Source organism: Faecalicatena contorta (assembly GCF_001404335.1).
In the GTDB taxonomy this organism is placed as follows: Bacteria; Bacillota; Clostridia; order Lachnospirales; family Lachnospiraceae; genus Faecalicatena; species Faecalicatena contortus_B.
Genome location: NZ_CYZU01000081.1, coordinates 1 through 17,136 on the forward strand (window position 1 = coordinate 1; position 17,136 = coordinate 17,136).

The 17,136-nt window shown below is 45.2% G+C and carries 12 protein-coding genes; 3 read left to right on the forward strand and 9 right to left on the reverse strand.

What is annotated here, in order from left to right; genetic code table 11:
* Positions 1-776 precede the first annotated feature (776 nt).
* The 8 genes from ARB69_RS23790 to ARB69_RS23825 all read right to left on the reverse strand — a co-directional run bounded on the left by ARB69_RS23790 (position 777) and on the right by ARB69_RS23825 (position 11,893).
* Positions 777-1,406 carry a type III toxin-antitoxin system ToxN/AbiQ family toxin gene (locus ARB69_RS23790; RefSeq protein ID WP_055155209.1) on the reverse strand — a complete coding sequence of 210 codons (630 nt, stop codon included), beginning with the start codon at positions 1,404-1,406 and terminating at the stop codon, positions 777-779.
* Between the two features lie 503 nt (positions 1,407-1,909).
* A complete protein-coding gene (locus tag ARB69_RS26320) occupies positions 1,910-4,096 on the reverse strand; it encodes a serine hydrolase (protein WP_055155210.1) in 2,187 nt (728 codons plus the stop codon).
* Positions 4,097-4,301: 205 nt separating this feature from the next.
* Positions 4,302-5,408, reverse strand: a complete 1,107-nt coding sequence (locus tag ARB69_RS23800; protein ID WP_157355724.1) for a prolyl oligopeptidase family serine peptidase — start codon at positions 5,406-5,408, stop codon at positions 4,302-4,304.
* 91 nt (positions 5,409-5,499) lie between these two features.
* A complete protein-coding gene (locus tag ARB69_RS23805; RefSeq protein WP_055155212.1) occupies positions 5,500-6,999 on the reverse strand; it encodes an alpha/beta hydrolase family esterase in 1,500 nt (499 codons plus the stop codon).
* Between the two features lie 66 nt (positions 7,000-7,065).
* Positions 7,066-8,559 carry an alpha/beta hydrolase family esterase gene (locus ARB69_RS23810; protein ID WP_055155213.1) on the reverse strand — a complete coding sequence of 498 codons (1,494 nt, stop codon included), beginning with the start codon at positions 8,557-8,559 and terminating at the stop codon, positions 7,066-7,068.
* 88 nt (positions 8,560-8,647) lie between these two features.
* Complete coding sequence (locus ARB69_RS23815; RefSeq protein ID WP_055155214.1) at positions 8,648-10,165, reverse strand: stalk domain-containing protein; 1,518 nt, start codon at positions 10,163-10,165, stop codon at positions 8,648-8,650.
* Positions 10,166-10,240: 75 nt separating this feature from the next.
* Positions 10,241-11,050 (reverse strand): alpha/beta hydrolase, encoded by an 810-nt coding sequence (locus ARB69_RS23820; protein ID WP_055155215.1) that lies wholly within the window; start codon positions 11,048-11,050, stop codon positions 10,241-10,243.
* A 75-nt stretch (positions 11,051-11,125) separates the two neighbouring features.
* Entirely contained in the window at positions 11,126-11,893 is a 768-nt protein-coding gene (locus ARB69_RS23825) for an alpha/beta hydrolase-fold protein (RefSeq protein WP_055155216.1), read from the reverse strand.
* 175 nt (positions 11,894-12,068) lie between these two features.
* On the opposite strand from ARB69_RS23825, the gene ARB69_RS23830 reads away from it, so the two are divergent.
* From ARB69_RS23830 to ARB69_RS23840, 3 genes are all read left to right on the forward strand, one after another.
* Positions 12,069-13,796: a sensor histidine kinase gene (locus ARB69_RS23830; protein ID WP_050640211.1), complete on the forward strand. Its 1,728-nt coding sequence runs from the start codon at positions 12,069-12,071 to the stop codon at positions 13,794-13,796.
* Between the two features lie 96 nt (positions 13,797-13,892).
* The gene (locus ARB69_RS23835) at positions 13,893-15,458 is read left to right on the forward strand and encodes a response regulator transcription factor (protein WP_055155217.1); all 1,566 of its coding nucleotides are present in this window, start codon (positions 13,893-13,895) and stop codon (positions 15,456-15,458) included.
* Positions 15,459-15,541: 83 nt separating this feature from the next.
* On the forward strand, positions 15,542-16,135 hold the full coding sequence (locus ARB69_RS23840) for an HAD family hydrolase (protein ID WP_055155218.1): 594 nt from the start codon (positions 15,542-15,544) through the stop codon (positions 16,133-16,135).
* Positions 16,136-16,172: 37 nt separating this feature from the next.
* On the opposite strand, the gene aroD is transcribed toward ARB69_RS23840, so the two are convergent.
* Positions 16,173-16,934: a type I 3-dehydroquinate dehydratase gene (gene aroD / locus ARB69_RS23845; protein ID WP_055155219.1), complete on the reverse strand. Its 762-nt coding sequence runs from the start codon at positions 16,932-16,934 to the stop codon at positions 16,173-16,175.
* Between the last annotated feature and the right edge of the window lie 202 nt (positions 16,935-17,136).

Sequence of the window (17,136 nt, forward strand, 5' to 3'; positions counted from 1 at the left end):
CCCGCCTAGAATTTCTTAGGTCCGCGGCCGCGTTTTTGAAAGGACATGGATGTTCTCCGGGAGGTTTTCGGCTATCCCTTTATGGAGCGTCCGCATCCGGGAATACTTCCAGGTATTCTTCCGCTGTAAATACAGAATTTGCAACCGGAGAATTCCCTTCATTTACAGCCAGGTCAAGTTGAACCTCATCACTTGAACAGTATTTGGAAAATCAAAAGCAATGTCTTTATTTTTATTATTCTTGTTGATCCCGCTCCCACATTCTGAAAGCTCTGTTTTCCTGGGCGCATCAGGGTTTAATCCTAGTATAATTATATTCTAGCATGTACGGTATCTTTGACAAGGTTCTTATATTCGGCATTGCCGAACGTTTAGGGACTTCCCCCGTCTGGGAATCGCCAAAAAAATTAGCTGTTTTTATTCAGTTTCAGGTTTCTTATTCAAGATATTTTCTTTCATTTCACATAAAAACGAACAAAAATCGTAATGTCACAAATAATCTTCCGATAATAATACATCTTCATTTTATTTTCAAACACGCTCTAATACAAATCCTAGAAATCTTTTTTAGTCAAGTGCCGACCGCCCACCGATTCCATTTTCTTTACTTCCTGCGCAACTTCTGGTGCGATATATGGCATAATATTCATTTCCTCTCCTGCCCGTAATTTGATATTTCCGGTTGAACTTGGAATATCAGGGCACAAAAATAGCCGGGTGATCTTCGCTTTGAAAACCACTCGGCTATGTAAAATTTGAAATTAACTCTTTTTATTCTATGCCGTTGTTTTATATAAACATGCTACAGCTTCTAACTTTTTATAATCACAATGGAATTTAAGCACCTTTCCTGTTTTCATTTGTTTGTCATAAATCTTCTTTGCTCTCTGCAAAATACCATCTTTTATATTTTTATAAAACAAATATTCTTTGTATGTCAACGTCCGCCAATTACGTTCATCTTTTGACAATTCAGAATTTATTGATAGGTCTGCCAAAGAATAAACGCCTTCAACAACAGGTATCATTTTCTTAATTTCTATAACTGACAGAATTCTTTTTTTATAATTATGATATTCTTCTTCCGCAATTCCCTTATTAGATAAAATGGAAGTATTTGTAATATCCACAATAATATCTTTTGAATCATATACCGCAGTTCTCATATCTATTATCTCATAAATTCGATAATACGCTTGATTCACATCTGCCCAACTTTTATGTTTTTCTTTTGCAGAAGTAAATGGAATCACATACTTTTTCTCATCATTCGTTACTAAAATTCCAAGAAATGGCTTTTTAGCATATTCTGCGCCTTCTCTATACATTACTTCATTATCCGCATCATACAATACTTTAAGATAATTTAAGTCCACATGAACTATTTTAAATTCCTCACATTTCATTCGTACTTCTCCTAAAAATATAGGGGAAGCATTTCGCTTCCCCTATCAGCCTTATCGTCTCCCATTTCATAACTACATAAGTTATAAACTTCGGTAGGGAATCACCTGTCTTTATCGTCTCTCACTTCAACGACTTTGGTGGAGAATCACCACACTTTATTATTTCCCATTTCATAATCAGAGTGATTATAAACTTCGGTAGGGAATCACCTGTCTTTAATTTAATTATACACAATTCTATGCCGATGTCAAGATTTCAATCCTGCATCAACATCATCCGCTTGTGTATTTGTTTATTATATGTTCTCCTCCTTAAAATTACAACAAAAATTTCAATATGATTTTCCCATTTTTGATTTTTCGCAGCTCTCTTCGTTGATTGGTGCAGACACGTCTACATAATTTACCTCAACAACTCCATCAACTCCCACATGTGCCAACACCGTTTTCGGGTACGACGCTTTGGGCTGTCCCTTCATTTCGCGCCCCGACCGCCGCCAAATTTAAAGCTTGTCACCTAATATCCCCTCATATGCAAGATCTCTGATTTTTGGATGTATGTCATGATAAGCTTTTGGATACCCAACGACATGCTGTGAATAGAAGATACTGACCTTATTCACCGTATCAACCAGCACATATGCTCCTGCCGCCCCATCCCAGCCAAACTCACCGACCGGTGATTTTGACATTTTACCATCCACAAGTACTCTTACTCCCAGGCCGTATTCGTATCCGGCCTTGCCGCACATGGCAAAATCCCGGCTCATCTGCCCGGTTGTATACGACACCGTGAACATCTTTACGGATTCTTCCGAGAGAATTCTGACCCCATTTGCGCCTTCACCTCCATTGCATAGTGCGTCGATAAATATACTGTACGCATCCACCGTTCCGGCAAGGCCGGCCCCGCCGCTTTCATAATTGGCCGTGATCTGAAATCCTTCTGACAAGGAACCGTTATCCGGCACGATCTCATCCGTGCCAAAAACCCCCATATGCAGTGCACAGACCCGGTCTGCCCGGCCCCGGTCCTGGCTCTTATGAAAATAGAGATCCTGTATGCCAAGGGGTTCAAATATATTTTCTTTTAAGTAGTCTGAGTACCTCCGGCCTGTGATAACTTCGACTACCGCAGCCAAAACATCATGCCCCAGCCCGTATGAATATCTGGCGCCGGGTTCATATACAAGCGGCATCTTCGCGATCTCAGCGATGACTTCTCTTGTGGAAGCCTGATTGCCGCTCTTTTCCCGGATCGCTGTTATTTCTGCTGATTCAGTATCATAGGACAGCCCGGCTGTCATCGTCATAAGGTCTATAATTCGGATGGGATTGTGGGCGTAGTGGCATGGGTCTGATGACTTCGGCCATCTTATGGGAAACTCAAACTGAAACTCATCTGCTACTTTCATAATCCCGTATTCCGGAAGATACTTTCTTACTTCGTCATACAGCCCCAGATTTCCCCGTTCGATCTGCTGCATCACGGCTGTCATCGTAATCAACTTTGTAGCCGAAAAAAATCTGAAACATGTCTGTTCCGTTATCGGCTTATTCTTTTCATAATCTGCATATCCTACCATATGGCGGTAAATAACTTCATGGCCTTTTGTAATCTTACAATCTGCTGCCGGAATGCCATATTCTTTATTCAATGAATCCATATATTCTGTCAGCTTATCAAAATTCATTTTTTTAAGCTCCCTCTTATATTTTATCGTACTTTTTCTTTCGATCAAGCTTACCGGAAAGACAAAACGCCTGCTGCCTGCCTGTTCCTCAATTTCCTTCATAAGCTGGACTGCCGCAGCCGTTCCCATTTCTGCAATGGGCTGTGCTACAGAGCTTATCTGGAGCAGTCTGGATATTTCCAGACCATCGTAGGAAATGACCGGCATCTGATCCAGTATCCCTGTTTCCTGTACCTCAGGGCTGCAGATAATACTCGAGGCCAGCGCATCGCTGGTTACAAATAATCCATCCATATTCCGGTGCTTCTCAAAACCGCGTAAAAACTCCGCTGCTGCCGCGCCCTCATCATTTCGGTGTTCAGAAGCTAAAATATGCCCCGGTTCTTTCCCCAGTCTTCTGCACTCCTCAAAAAATCCGGTATTCCTGTCGTTCATAGGCATGTATTTTGGAATATGATCTCCAAAGAGGACCGGATGCGAACAGCCTGATTCGATTAATGCCCTGGCCGCCAGCGTTCCTCCCTGATAGTTATCTGACATCACTGTGGAAAAGCCCTCAATCTCTCTGTCTATACTGACGATAGGCATCGTGGTTTTTCCTGCATATATTCCGGTGTCTCCCAGCCTGCTGCAGAGGATAATCCCGTCTACCTTATTGCCCTCCAGCATGGATACCATCTCGATTTCCCGGTCTTCATTCTCGTCGGAGCGGCAGAGCATTAACTTATAACCATGCGCATGGCATGTCTCTTCTACCGCTTCGGCCAGTCTGCCAAAGAACTCATACTGAATTGACGGCACAATCAGGCCGATCATATTGCTTTTTTTCTTTTGCAGCGCCCTGGCCATTTCATTTGGAAGGTAATTCAGCTCCTTCATGGAGTCATAAACCTTTTTCCGCGTTTTCTCGCTGATCGGCCCTTTATTGTTGATTATTCTCGAAACCGTTGCAATAGAGACATCTGCATGTTTCGCTACATCTTTGATTGTTGGCATCTTGTCAATCCCCTTTTTACCTGATAACCGTTACATATTGTTCTCTGCCGTAACAGTTCAGGCAGGCCTGAACTGTTACTCTCTGCCTCTGATTTCTCGGAGGTTTTTCCACAGTACTCCTGAACCCGGAGTTTGTTATCCCATTCGTCCTTCTTTTATCCACATTCCTGTTACTATTCACGGCCTATAGGCCGCGCATAGTAACTCATTCCTTTACATGCGAAATCATCCAGTCCAAAATCCCATTTTCATTGTGCAGGGTAAGGATCCAGCTGTTATGATTTTCTGCATCCAGTTCTTTATCGTTGATCCCTTCCGTACTGCCAATTCCGTACTTTTCCAGTTCTTCCGGAAGATACATGGTATACTTCACATCCGTCCTGCCCTCGCCCCAAAGCTTATTGCAGGCATTTAATATGTACGCGTGCCGGCCATGCTGATGATCCATATAAGCCGTTGAGATCCATACGGGCACCTTGGGCCAGTGCAGCAGCTGGGGATAACTCTCCCCATTCATGCTCGGACAGATCGGCAGCGCCGCCGCAAACAAATCCGGGGCAGTGGAAACCGCGTTGATCGTTCCGCCTCCGCCCATGCTCATGCCAATGACATAGACTCTTTTTGCGTCTACTTTTCCTTCCTCTATCATCCGGCGTATGATATCGGTGACCTTTCCCAGATAGTCCCGGTTCCAGCCCCGCTCTCCCTTGAGCGCAAACGGAGTCATTCCCATCTCCACGCGGAATGGGTTGCCTCTTTTTCTCATGACTTCAAAGTTCTCCTGCATGGTCAGGGAACCGGCAGGCGCCTGGGGAGCCATAATATACATATCCGGCCACTTTTCGGCCAGCCTCAGGGCGCCCAGCGTCCCCGTCATCTGGAGCACATTGTCTTCCCCGCATTCCCCCCCGCCATGGAGAAACAGCACCAGGGGTCTTGCCGAGGCCGCCTCCGGTTCATATATCCTGTAGATAACGCCGTTTTCCTTCCTGGCGGTAAATGTATCCAAATCCTTTACGACTACTTCGTCAATATTATCTTTTGTAACCTCTATGTCTTCCCCGCCGATCTTACCGGTGATTCTAAAATCATATCTGTATAAAAACGGGTCAAATGCAACCTCCACGCCGCCCTCGATTTGTTCCGCAGACAGTACTCCTTTGGAAAGTGCCTTTCCGCTCAAATCACAGAAGTGTCTTTCTATATTAACAGACACGTCACTCATAATTATTTCATTATCGGTGATAAACTTTATGTTGTCAACAGCCTGACCATAATCTCCTATATGCACATATGCAACGATTTTTTTCATATTCATCTCCATTCCGCCGCCTTTAGCCGGCGGCACTTTTCTTGTCTCTTCATTTCACCCTTTTCGTATCAATACTCTAAGCCTATATCCTTTACAAAAGGGCAGAATAATGATCCGGAACCATTTCTCCTTTGAACAGATCCTTTATGATATCCGCCATAAACGCCGACAGATCTGCAAAATGGTCTGTGATGTATGTAACCCCATTACAGCTTGAGACCTGAAGGCTGTAGAAGTATTTTGCAAACCATTCGATGGATACCAGCAGCTCGTTATCCCGGTGCAGCGCCTCACAGTACATACATCTGACCGTATCGTCAATGACGCACCCGATGCTTCCCCTTGCAAACTGCAGCCTTCTGCCGTCTTTCAGGAGCAGGACAACCGATGCCGCATGATCCTCCGCCTCATAGTCTGCCTCAAATACCTCCGCAATAAACGACAGTGGAACGCAAAGATAGGATCCTCTGACAATCTGGCCTCCGTTCAGTCCATGGTACTTCAGTTTATCCCACTGGACCGCTTTGGTCTTCAACTCCATTACCTGGTTTTTAAACCAGGCTTTGTCATATCCACCTGCCACGGCGATCCCGAATTCATCGCCTGTTCTTGGAAGTTTACTTTCCTCATGGGTAATGGTTCCGTCTGGATTCCTCCTGGTTCCGGAGAAAAGATAATCCCAGTACAAAAATGCTTCATCCAGAGTCTGTCCATGGTCCCTGTTCTTAATATCCAGGTAAACCAGGTCTGCCTTGCTGCCCTTATAAAATGCAAAATTATTTTCTCCGATAATCCGGATCTGTGGGATTAGTCCGCAGTCGTTCAGCTTCATCCAGTAGATCCTGTTCATCTTATTGATTGTATATTCATCGTATTCTTTTCCGGGAGGGAGACCATTCTTTTCAGGCCTTGACTGCCAGACTGCAAGATGTCCCGCCCTGTTGATTATCTTCCCGTCCGGGTCGAAGATGTTCCTGAGCTCGCAGGGACCGCCTGACCCCGCCGCTCCTGCCAGAATATCGCCGTACTGCCTTGCAAACTGCCCCGTCATGATATTGCCCATGGACATGCCCTGCATAAAGATTCTGCCCTCATCAATACTGTACTTTTCCTTCATCCTGCCGATCAGCGCAAGAATCATATTCATATCATGATTTTTCTCAATATCCTCGGGAGGCTGCACGATCGGAAGATCCGGTGCTGCTGCAGGATCAAAGTTATCGAATACTCCGTAATTTGCCCACATTCTTTTTTCATGGGCATTGGGGAAAAGACAGATAAATCCCTCCCTGTCCGCCGCCAATGTCCATGAGGTATAGACCGCATGGCCCCATCCCGTCATAAGTCCGCCGTGCAGACCGATGATAAGCGGGACCTTTTTGGATGGATCATAGCTCTCCGGAACATATTCATACCAGACATCTTCCACCCCGTCGATGACTGCCTCTTTGAATTCCTGAAGTCTTTTCGGATACACGATCGAATTGTTGCCGTTTTCATTGACAACAATGTCTGTATTTCTTATTTTTTCCGGCAGGTATTCCCGGTTATCATCATCCGGTGTTCCCTGCAGAATTCTGATATCTGCCATATTGCTTTTCCTTTCACATGGGTTTTGGGGAAATTATAGCTTTTATTTTCCGCTGTCCCCTTTCCTCTAATCAATCACAATCTGCTCTTTCACACCGCGCAGGAGATTGCGGATAAGATCAGCCATATTTACTCCTAATTCTGCGTGATGATCTGTGACATAAAGGACATCACCACATTTTGATGCACACATATTCATGATAAAACGTGCAAACCACTCCAGTGAAATACACAATTCCCCGTCCCGGTGCAGGGCCTCGCAGTACATACATCTGATCTCATTGTCAATCACACATCCGATGCTGCCTCTTGCAAACTGCAGCACTCTTTTATCTTCCAGATACAGATAGGCAATTGCCCCGTCCGCTTCATATTTATATTCCGCCCCAAACGCCTGTGCGATCAAAGAAACCGGAACACAGAGATACTCTCCCCTGACCTTCTGGCCTCCGTTCAGGCCGTGATATTTTAACTTTTGCCATTTTACTGCCGGCGTTTTCATTTCGGCTCTCTGGTTGTTAACCCATGCTGTCCTGCATCCCTCTGCAACAGCTATGGCAAATGCATCGCCTGTCCGCGGAATCCTGGAGCCTTCATCCACAATCGTTCCGTCTGCTTTTCTTCTAAGCCCTGAAAAATAGTAATCCCACACAATCGCCGCCTCATCCAATGTCTGTCCATGGTCTCGGTTCTTAATTTCAAAAAATACCGTGTCTGCCTGATCCCCTTTATAAAAAGCGAAAGCATCCTCGCCAATAATACTGATTTCGGGATCCTGGCGGCAGCCATTTACTTCATTCCAATACACCCTTGTGTATTTATAAATCGTCTGGTCATCGAATTCACACCAGGGCGGACACCCATTTGTCTCCGGGATGGAGGTCCACATTCCCACCGGACCGGCCTCATTTTTTATCTTCCCATCTGCAAACAGCAGGCGTGGGTTCGGCGTGCCCCCTCCTGCTCCGGATGCCGCTGTCAGAAGGTTTCCAAAATATCTGGCAAACTGGGAGGTAAACATATTTCCATTGGACATACCCTGCATGAAAATCCGTTCCTCATCAATGTTGTATTTCTCTTTAAGATATTCCAGTAAGGCAAATACCATTTTTATATCCGGATTATTCTCATTATCCGACAGATTTTGTTTGATATCATCGGGCATTTGTTCATCCACCCTACGCTCAACCTCCGTAGCCTCCATGGTCCATAATCTTCTTGTATGGGCATTTGGAAATACCACGATGATATTGTCTCTGTCCGCCACCATTGTCCACGATGTATAGACCGCCTGCCCCCAGCCTGTCATCAGGCCTCCGTGCATGGCCAATACCAGGGGCGTCTTCCTGGACTGATCGTAGCACTCCGGGACATATTCATACCATTCGTCTTCCGTATCATTGCCCATAATTCCATGGAACTCCTGAAGGTTCTTTGGATAGGGTTGTGAATTGTTGCCGTTTTCATTCACAACGATGTCCGAGCCTTTGATCGCTTCCGGCAGATATTCCCTGTTGTCATCATCCGGTATACCGGGCAGTATTTTTATTTTATTCTCCATTTTTCTCCCTCCTGTGGATAATCTGTTACTGCTCACATCCTGCGGGTGTGCACAGCAATAATGATTTAGTTATTTATGGAACGCTGTACTACAGCATTTCTTCGTAATGATCAGGTACAATCGTATCCATCAGTAAATCTTTTATCAGATCCGCCATGTTTGCCGACAGCTTATTGGAATGATCCGTCACATATACCACATCTTCGCAGGCTGACACATGCATATTGCAGATATATTCTGAAAACCACTCCACAGAGACATAAAGCTCCCCGCTTCTGTGCAGTGCCTCGCAGTACATCTGCACCAGGGAATTGTCCATGACACATCCGATGCTTCCCCTTGCAAACTGCAGTTTCTTTCCGTCTGACATCGTCATTCCTGCCGTCAGATTATCTTCTTTATATGCAAGTTCAGCGCCGAAAGCCTCTGCCAGAAATGATAGGGGAACCATGACATATTCCCCTCTGATTTTCTGTCCGCCTTCCAGTCCATGATATTTCATTTTCTGCCATTTCAGCGCCGGGCCGGGCATTTCCTGAATGCGGTTTTGAAACCACACCTTCGAACTGCCGGGTGTAATAGAAAAAGCAAAAGCATCGCCGCGCCTCTCTCTGACAGGCTGCGTACAAACAATGGAACCGTCTTTTTCTCTTCTGATTCCGGAAAAGAAGTAATCCCAGATCAGCGCCGCATCATCAAATGTCTGCCCATGATCCCGGTTTTTAATGTCATAATATACCACGTCTGCGTGCTTTCCTTTATAAAATGCCAGGTTATTTTCTCCCTGGATTGTAATCTCCGGAATCAGGCTGCTTTCATTAATCCGCATCCAGTACAGCCGGTTGTATTTATGTACTTTTTTCTCAATCTCCCTTCCGGGGGGAATTGCATTGAGTTCCGGCCTGGACTGCCAAACCGCAAGCGGACCGCCCTGGTTGAGAATCTTCCCGTCCTTATGATAAAGAAGGGACAAAAATGCCGCTGCTCCCGAACCGGCGGCCCCAGCCAGAAGATTCCCAAAATGTCTTGCAAACAGCCCCGTCATCATATTTCCCATGGACATTCCCTGCATAAAGATTCTGCCCTCATCGATGTGATAGGTCTTCTTCATCAGCTCTATGAGCCCTTTCGCAAACTTAATGTCATGGTTTTCTGCTACATCTTCGGGACAGCACAGCACCCCCTGGGGTTCCCCTTCCATTGATCCCGGCGTGCGTTTTTCGGGGTCAATTTCCCATGTTCCCCACTGGACCTGCCAGAACCTGTTATAACTTGCATTCGGGAAAACGACGATAAATCCGTCCCTGTCGGCAGCCATTGTCCACGAGGTGTAGACGGCCTGCCCCCAACCGGTCATCATGCCGCCGTGCATGGACATGACCAAAGGTGTCTTTTCCAGTGGGTTGTAGCTGTCCGGCACATAGACATACCACTCGTCTTCGATCCCGTCCGCTATCACGCCATGAAATTCCCTGAGGTTTTTGGGATACGGCTGCGAGTTGTTTCCGTTCTCGTTCACCACAATATCCGTACCCTTCAGTTTCTCCGGAAGGTACTCTCTGTTGTTATCATCCGGCGTTCCCGGTCTTAAATACATCTCTCCCATATTCTCCTCCTTATGAACAGTTCTTTAATCAGATCATTAAATTGCACACAGGTACAAACTGTTCCTCTCCTTATCCTATTCCGCATCCCGCTGAAAAGTCTCCCTGATATCCAGCCAGTCCAGGAACTTTTTGACATGGCGGTTGCAGTATTCCCAATTATGCGCCCCATGGTCAATCGTCCTCTCGAATCTCAGCCCCATTGCCTCATATTTATCCATAAATGCAACGTTGTCTTCATAGTGCGTATCCTCTACCCCCGTGGCCATATATCCCCTGGGGAGTTTTTTCCCTGCATCCAGCTGTTTCTTAAGCACATAGACTACATCGTCTTCTGTCCCCAGTGTATTGGCAGCATCTCCGAAGGCCGAGGCAAACATATAAAAATCGTCTTCCCTGTCCTCCTTTTCCGGAAGGATTTCCGGTACATTTTTAATTCCTGAAAACAGTCCGAATGCAGCAAACTTCTCCGGATCCCGCAGCATCCATTTGAGAGAACCATAACCGCCCATGGAAAATCCTGCTATATAGTTTTCCTTCGGATCCTCGGACAGGGGAAATAAATGTCTTACCACTTTCGGTGTTTCAATGGAAAGCTGTGTAAAATACTTGAAATCCCCATGTTTGGTATCCATATAACCTGAACAGTATGTGCCGCTGCAAACCACTGCGACTCCTGCCTCCGCCGCATATAATTCCAGGGCCGTGTATCTCTGCCAGTCCGTATAGTCAAAGCCGCCGCCTGACTGAAGCCACAGCACCGGATAACGGTATCCCTTCGGCCTGTCTGCCAGGGAATGCCCCCATGTATTTTCCGGGATAATTACGTTCACTCCCACCGTCATACGCAGCGCCTCCGAAAAATAATGCAATCTGAAATTCGCCATTTTCTTTTCCTCCTACTCCAATATGTTTATGACTTCTATGTCCGAGCCGTTCAGGACACGATCCATTTTTTCATTTTATCTGCCGCATAACCATGCTATGGCCTTTTTCAATACCATTGGTTCACTGAAATCCATGATTTCCCCTTCTGTTTCCACCAGAACCGCCTGTTCCTTTAAGGATACTGCCAGGCGTTTTCTCTCTGCCGCATATTTAGAAGTTTTGGTTCCTGTTATGTAAAACGCCCCTGCCCGGCACTTCTTCGCAAGCGCATACACATCATGCCCGCTTTCAGATATTTTTGTAATATCGCCGAACACGGCCCTGAGTGATTCCTCATTGTGGAAGATACCTGTCGGTTCCCCGTTCATTGCCAGCCTGCAGATGTGATCCATATCAAAGATCCCGTCCATAGCAATGCATTTTGTAAATAAATCCGGGTGCTTAAGCGCAGCTTTTATCGCCCCGTAAGCGCCTGTCCCGGTTCCTCCGATCCAGTTTAACGCCGGATCTTCTGAAATAGGCAGATTATTTCTGCAGATCCCCGGCAGCTCTGATGCAAGAAATTCTTCGTATTTGGGGCCGTAATCCATGTTCGTACAAATGGAATGCTGTGCGTCTGGCGCAATGATAAAGATACCGTATTCTGCCGCGCAATTCTCGGCCATCGTCCTGTTCCAGTCCAGCGACGTCCCTCCCTCGCTGTGAAGAAGCCATAATACCGGGTACTTTTTTTCGTGTTTTTCATCATCCAGGTCTAACATGTTCATTTCCGGCAGATAGATCTTCGCGCTGAATGATCCGCACAAAATCGTTGATAAAGCATTGAGTTCTAAATAAGCCATCAGTTCTTCTCCTCCTCTTGTTTTCTTCTTATATCTTCTCATTGCAGATTAAAAATGTCAAACGTTTACATTTTCGATTTTCCGGCTTGTTTTATCGATTTCTTGACTTGCACTTTCGGTTTTGTTACTATGAAATCAGTTCTATTTTTATAAACGTTTAACCTGGGGGGATTCCATGAAATTTTTAAAACAAAAGAGGCCTTATTCTATTAAGAAATTTTTATATAGATACTTTCTGTTATTGTTTCTGTGCACTTCCGCAGTGCTGATCTTTTACTGCGTCGTTTTTATGAAATCTTACTCAGACCAAATGTCCTCCAATGCAGCTGCCAGGATCGACTACTATTCCAGTTCCCTGGAAACTGAAATGAAAAAATGCACCTCCTTTGAACAGAAGTTATGTTACTCGGACAGTTCATTTCAATTATTAACCATAAAAAATTTAAAGGATACCGATAAGGTTATCCTCCACTATAATGTCACCGAGATGCTGAAACGGCAGGTCGCTCCCTATGAATGTATCTTCATTTTCGATCAGGACAGACGGGTATCCACCTATGCGGCAGGGGAATCCTTTTCCGCTGATGAGAAACAATATATTTATCAGCTGAAGGATCATTTAAGAGAATATTGGTTAGATGAAAACCAGACAAGTTATAATAAATGGATCGTTTTCCAGGATGCGCACAACTCTGTTTTGATGAAGGCCCTAAAAGTCAGAGATGTATATGTATGTACCACGATTGATCTGGAAAATTTTGACCTTCTGACGTATAATGAATCAGAGGACAATCCGGTTCAATTCGGTTTTTTTAATAATACCGAAATTCTTACAAACCAGATAAGTGTCACTGAGGCAGGAATGGATTTGACAAATCTGGCGTATCCTAAAAACCCGTTTTTTTCTAATTATTACATAATGACTACACCCATAGAGGAAACCGACATCAGCATGTTTTGTCTGGTCTATTCCGACTATATGGGGGATTTTGCCAAGGTATCCATTCTCGTATTCGTCCTGGCAGCGTTCGTGACCTGTATTATTATCGTTTATACATTTTATTCCTTTCATAAAATACTGCTGTACCCATTGGATCAGATCAATGCAGCAACAAAACATTTAGAACAGAACGATCCGGCCTCATTTTTATCCGACAGCCACAGCAATATCATCGAATACCAGAATATTAATAACGCGCTGTCGAACCTGATCGAACAAAAGATAACTTTAACCAATGAGAAACAGGCGGAAGCCTTTGAAAAAGACCATGCGCGCCTGCAGTATTACCAAATGCAGACCCGCTCGCATTTTTTTATCAACTGTCTGAAAAGCTTATACAATATGCTGGAAAGCAAAGAATACGAAAAAATGCAGCGGATGATCATCGCTTTCTCAAATCATCTCCGCTACATTTTCCATGACAACTTAAAACTTGTCACTTTACAGTCTGAACTGGCGGAGGTAAACGACTATTATAATATCATTTTGCTGGACCGGGTCAGTCCGTTTATCCTGAATACACAGGTTGACGAAACATTGCTTCCTTACCGGGTGCCGTCGCTGATCATTCAGACGTTTCTGGAGAACACCGCCAAATACAACAGGGAATCCGGCAGCCTGCTCATCTTCGACATAAAGATAGAACGCGCTGAGCTGAACGGGAAGCCGGTTATGCAGATTATGCTGAGCGACAACGGAACCGGATATGACCAGGAGACACTTGACCGGCTCAACAGCTCGGAAAATGATTTGTTTGCCAGAAAGCACGTGGGAATTTCGAATTTGAAGCGCAGAATTGCTCTCATTTATAAAACAGATTATCAGTTTGCTTTCTATAATAAACCTGCCGGGGGCGCTTGCGGATTACTTTATCTGCCGCTCATAGAGGCGCCGCAGCTTTAGGTATCAGTCGGCGGCGGACATCTGTAATTGCCAGGCATGCTCTGGCCCGGACACTCAAAGTTTCTGAGTGTCCTCACTCATACAAAGGGGGAAATCATGAATCTTTTAATTGTGGACGACCAGATCTCCGTACTGGATGGAATCCTTAAGGGGGTGGATTTTGTATCCCTTAAGATCGAAAACGTTTATACAGCAACCAATGTTTCAGACGCAAAAGATATCATCAAATCCAATGATATACAAATCCTCTTGTCGGATATTGAGATGCCGGGGGAAAACGGCCTTTCATTAAATCGATGGATCGCCGAGAATTATCCGGTTATTGTCAGAATCCTCCTGACTTCCCATGCATCTTTCGATTACGTAAAAGAAAGCATGAAACTCGGATGTTTTGACTATATTGTGCAGCCGGCCCCCTACCACGAGATTGAAGATGTTCTTATGAGAGCCGTCTCCAAAATTCTCACCCGGCAGCAGCTCTCTGATTACTATAATTTCGAGGTGCTCAGCAATATCGTCCTGAATTTATTTTCTTCCAATCCGTCAAACAAGGAGCAGTCGCTGGTTTCCTTGAACAAGATGGGGTATATGATAAAAGATGAATCGAATGTGCAGGCCATTATTATTGATATTTATTCCTACACCGATTCTGTGGAACAGTCGCTTTCCGACTCCTCAATCTCGGTCATTCTGATGGAGCATGCACTTAAAAACTTTGCCAGGCCTGACATTTACCCCCTAATCTGTCTGAACCGGTATAAGCAGTTTGTTCTACTTATGTACTGTAACGGAGATTCTCTCACCACTCTTGCACCCGATATGTACAGCTCCTATTATGAGGATATCTGCGGCAAGATCCGCTCCGAATTGGCCTGTTACGTTACACCCCGCAGCCAGGTGGCTGCGATTAGAGATATCATATTGCCCGGGCATCAGCGGGCAGTCAATAATGTCTCCCGAAAACCGGGCCTGTATTTTTCTGACGAAGCTATGCCCGCCCCTGAAAGTACGAGCCTTTCGGAAAATGTAGTACGGTGGGAACGCCTTTTGGAGAATAATCAGTTTATATTTCTGGAAGACAATATTGAGTCCTTTTTAGATTACAATACCTCCCTGAACAGATTCAACCTGGAGACGCTTTCGGAATTCCACCAGGAATTAACCAAGCTCTTCTTTATCTATTCCTATAAACGGAAAATTGATATCATGAGCCTGTTTTCCGAGGAATACAGCTACAACGATTATATGAGCTGTTTTAAAGATATCCGGTCGCTGAAGACGGGAATCAGTTTCCTTATCACCGCCATATCAAACGCATCCTGTGAGGATGACTCTAAAGATACCGTCCAGCGCGCCATTGATTACATCCTGGAAAATCTTTCTAAAGATATATCGGTGAAGGATGTGGCCGACTATGTTTGTTTCAGTCCGGAATATTTTTCAAAATTGTTTAAGAAAGAAATCGGCGAAAATGTAAAGAATTATATTCTGCGGATAAAAGTGGATGCCGCAAAAGACCTGCTGAGGAATCCCAATATTCCTGTCAGTATGGTTGCCGCAGAACTGGGGTACAGCAATTTTTCCCATTTTACACAGATGTTTAAAAAGCATGAGAATATGACCCCAAGCGAATACAGAAAACAGTTTTTAAAACATAATTAGTATGGAGCAATGGAAACGAAGGACAAAAATGGTAGCAGTTCAGGCCCGCCCGCACTGTTACCCAGAATGCGAAAGGGATTTTAATGATGAAATACAAACATATTATCTTTGATTTTGGAAATGTAATTGTAACGTTTGGAGAAAAGCAGATTATCGGACCTTTCTGTCCGTCCCCGGAAGATTCCGCGATGATGAAACAGGCCATTTTCCATGCCTGGGACGACCTGGATCGTGGCACCATCGACTATGAAGAGTATATGGAACACGCGGCATCTCTGGCCCCTGAACGCCTGCGTCCAAATATCCGGCAGTTTGCCCGCGAATGGTGCCTTCATCTGACCCCGCTGGAAGAAACCTGGGAATTAATTCATGATCTGAAAAAGAAAGGATTTTCTCTATACATATTGTCAAACGCATCCACACATTTCGCCGCACACGCCGATTACTATGAGATTACGAAGGAATTCGACGGAATCGTATTCTCCGCCCCGGTTCAGATGATGAAGCCGGAACCGGATATATACCGGTATCTGTTCGAGACCTATCATCTGAATCCTGAGGAATGCTTCTTCCTGGATGATAAAGAAGAGAATGTCAGAAGCGGCAATGCTTTTGGTATGGACGGAATTGTGTTTACCGGAAATGTTGCCGAGGTCAGAAAGATTCTGGAAGTATAGATGCGCCGGATATGCCCTGCCCGGCATCCCCCCGGACTTACAGGTTATTGTGAAGCAGTTCGAGCACTGTGCGCAGATCCTCTGCCTTCATCTGCCCCGGTGCCGAAGCCTTCCCCGCAGATCCAAAAGTCAGGGCTGAACCGAATACTTCCCCGCACAGGCGGCTGATCACACCGGCGCCGGCCATAGACATTGTAATAATCGGCCGGTCTGCATGTACAGACACCATCTCTTCCGTAGCCGCCAGAAGTGTCAGCACGTCTTTTTTATTCCGGGGCATAACAGCGATCTTGGGGATATCCGCTCCCAGTTCCTGCATCCTGCATAGTCTGGATACAATTTCCTCTTTCTCCGGGGTCTTCTGGAAATCATGATTGGAAGCAATCACTTTCACGCCGCGCCCATGGGCCGTTTTTACCACCCGTTTCATTGCCTCATCCCCTGTAAAGATTTCTACATCTACCAGATCTGCATATCCGGTCTCTATGGTTTTTATATTCAGATCTACGTATATATCTGCTGCCGCCTGCTTTTCTCCACCCTCTTTGACGGTGCGGAAAGTGAAAAGAAGCGGGGTCTCTCCGAGAACTTTCCTAAGCTCTTTCAACGTCTCTTCTGCTTTTGTAAAGTCAAAAATATCCTCGTACCAGTCTGCCCGCCATTCCACGACATCGGCGCCGATCCGTATGATGTCGGCGGCAGAGCTTAAAATCTTCTCCCTGGTTACTTCTACTATTGGCACACAGATTTTCGGAATTCCGCTGCCTATCTCAACATTTCTGACTTTTACCGGATTCATGGGTATTCTCCTTTTTCATATATTGTTCTTTTCAGCAGTCTTCAGGCGCATATAACAGCCCGGAAGTCTAGCCTATTTACAACTTTTTCTACCAGTTTACCATAATGCAGGCCTATAAACAACGAGAATCGGGATTTAGTCGGCTAGCTTTAGCCTAGTCGACGGATGGGGACGCTTTATGACAGGGAGGCCGGGGAGGTGC

What these genes read in the sequence shown, in the direction of transcription:
- ARB69_RS23790 (WP_055155209.1), bottom strand. Translation starts at nt 1,406, where the DNA reads ATGAAATGTGAGGAATTTAAAATAGTTCATGTGGACTTAAATTATCTT.
- ARB69_RS26320 (WP_055155210.1), bottom strand. Translation starts at nt 4,096, where the DNA reads ATGCCAACAATCAAAGATGTAGCGAAACATGCAGATGTCTCTATTGCA.
- ARB69_RS23800 (WP_157355724.1), bottom strand. Translation starts at nt 5,408, where the DNA reads ATGAAAAAAATCGTTGCATATGTGCATATAGGAGATTATGGTCAGGCT.
- ARB69_RS23805 (WP_055155212.1), bottom strand. Translation starts at nt 6,999, where the DNA reads ATGGCAGATATCAGAATTCTGCAGGGAACACCGGATGATGATAACCGG.
- ARB69_RS23810 (WP_055155213.1), bottom strand. Translation starts at nt 8,559, where the DNA reads ATGGAGAATAAAATAAAAATACTGCCCGGTATACCGGATGATGACAAC.
- ARB69_RS23815 (WP_055155214.1), bottom strand. Translation starts at nt 10,165, where the DNA reads ATGGGAGAGATGTATTTAAGACCGGGAACGCCGGATGATAACAACAGA.
- ARB69_RS23820 (WP_055155215.1), bottom strand. Translation starts at nt 11,050, where the DNA reads ATGGCGAATTTCAGATTGCATTATTTTTCGGAGGCGCTGCGTATGACG.
- ARB69_RS23825 (WP_055155216.1), bottom strand. Translation starts at nt 11,893, where the DNA reads ATGGCTTATTTAGAACTCAATGCTTTATCAACGATTTTGTGCGGATCA.
- ARB69_RS23830 (WP_050640211.1), top strand. Translation starts at nt 12,069, where the DNA reads ATGAAATTTTTAAAACAAAAGAGGCCTTATTCTATTAAGAAATTTTTA.
- ARB69_RS23835 (WP_055155217.1), top strand. Translation starts at nt 13,893, where the DNA reads ATGAATCTTTTAATTGTGGACGACCAGATCTCCGTACTGGATGGAATC.
- ARB69_RS23840 (WP_055155218.1), top strand. Translation starts at nt 15,542, where the DNA reads ATGATGAAATACAAACATATTATCTTTGATTTTGGAAATGTAATTGTA.
- aroD (WP_055155219.1), bottom strand. Translation starts at nt 16,934, where the DNA reads ATGAATCCGGTAAAAGTCAGAAATGTTGAGATAGGCAGCGGAATTCCG.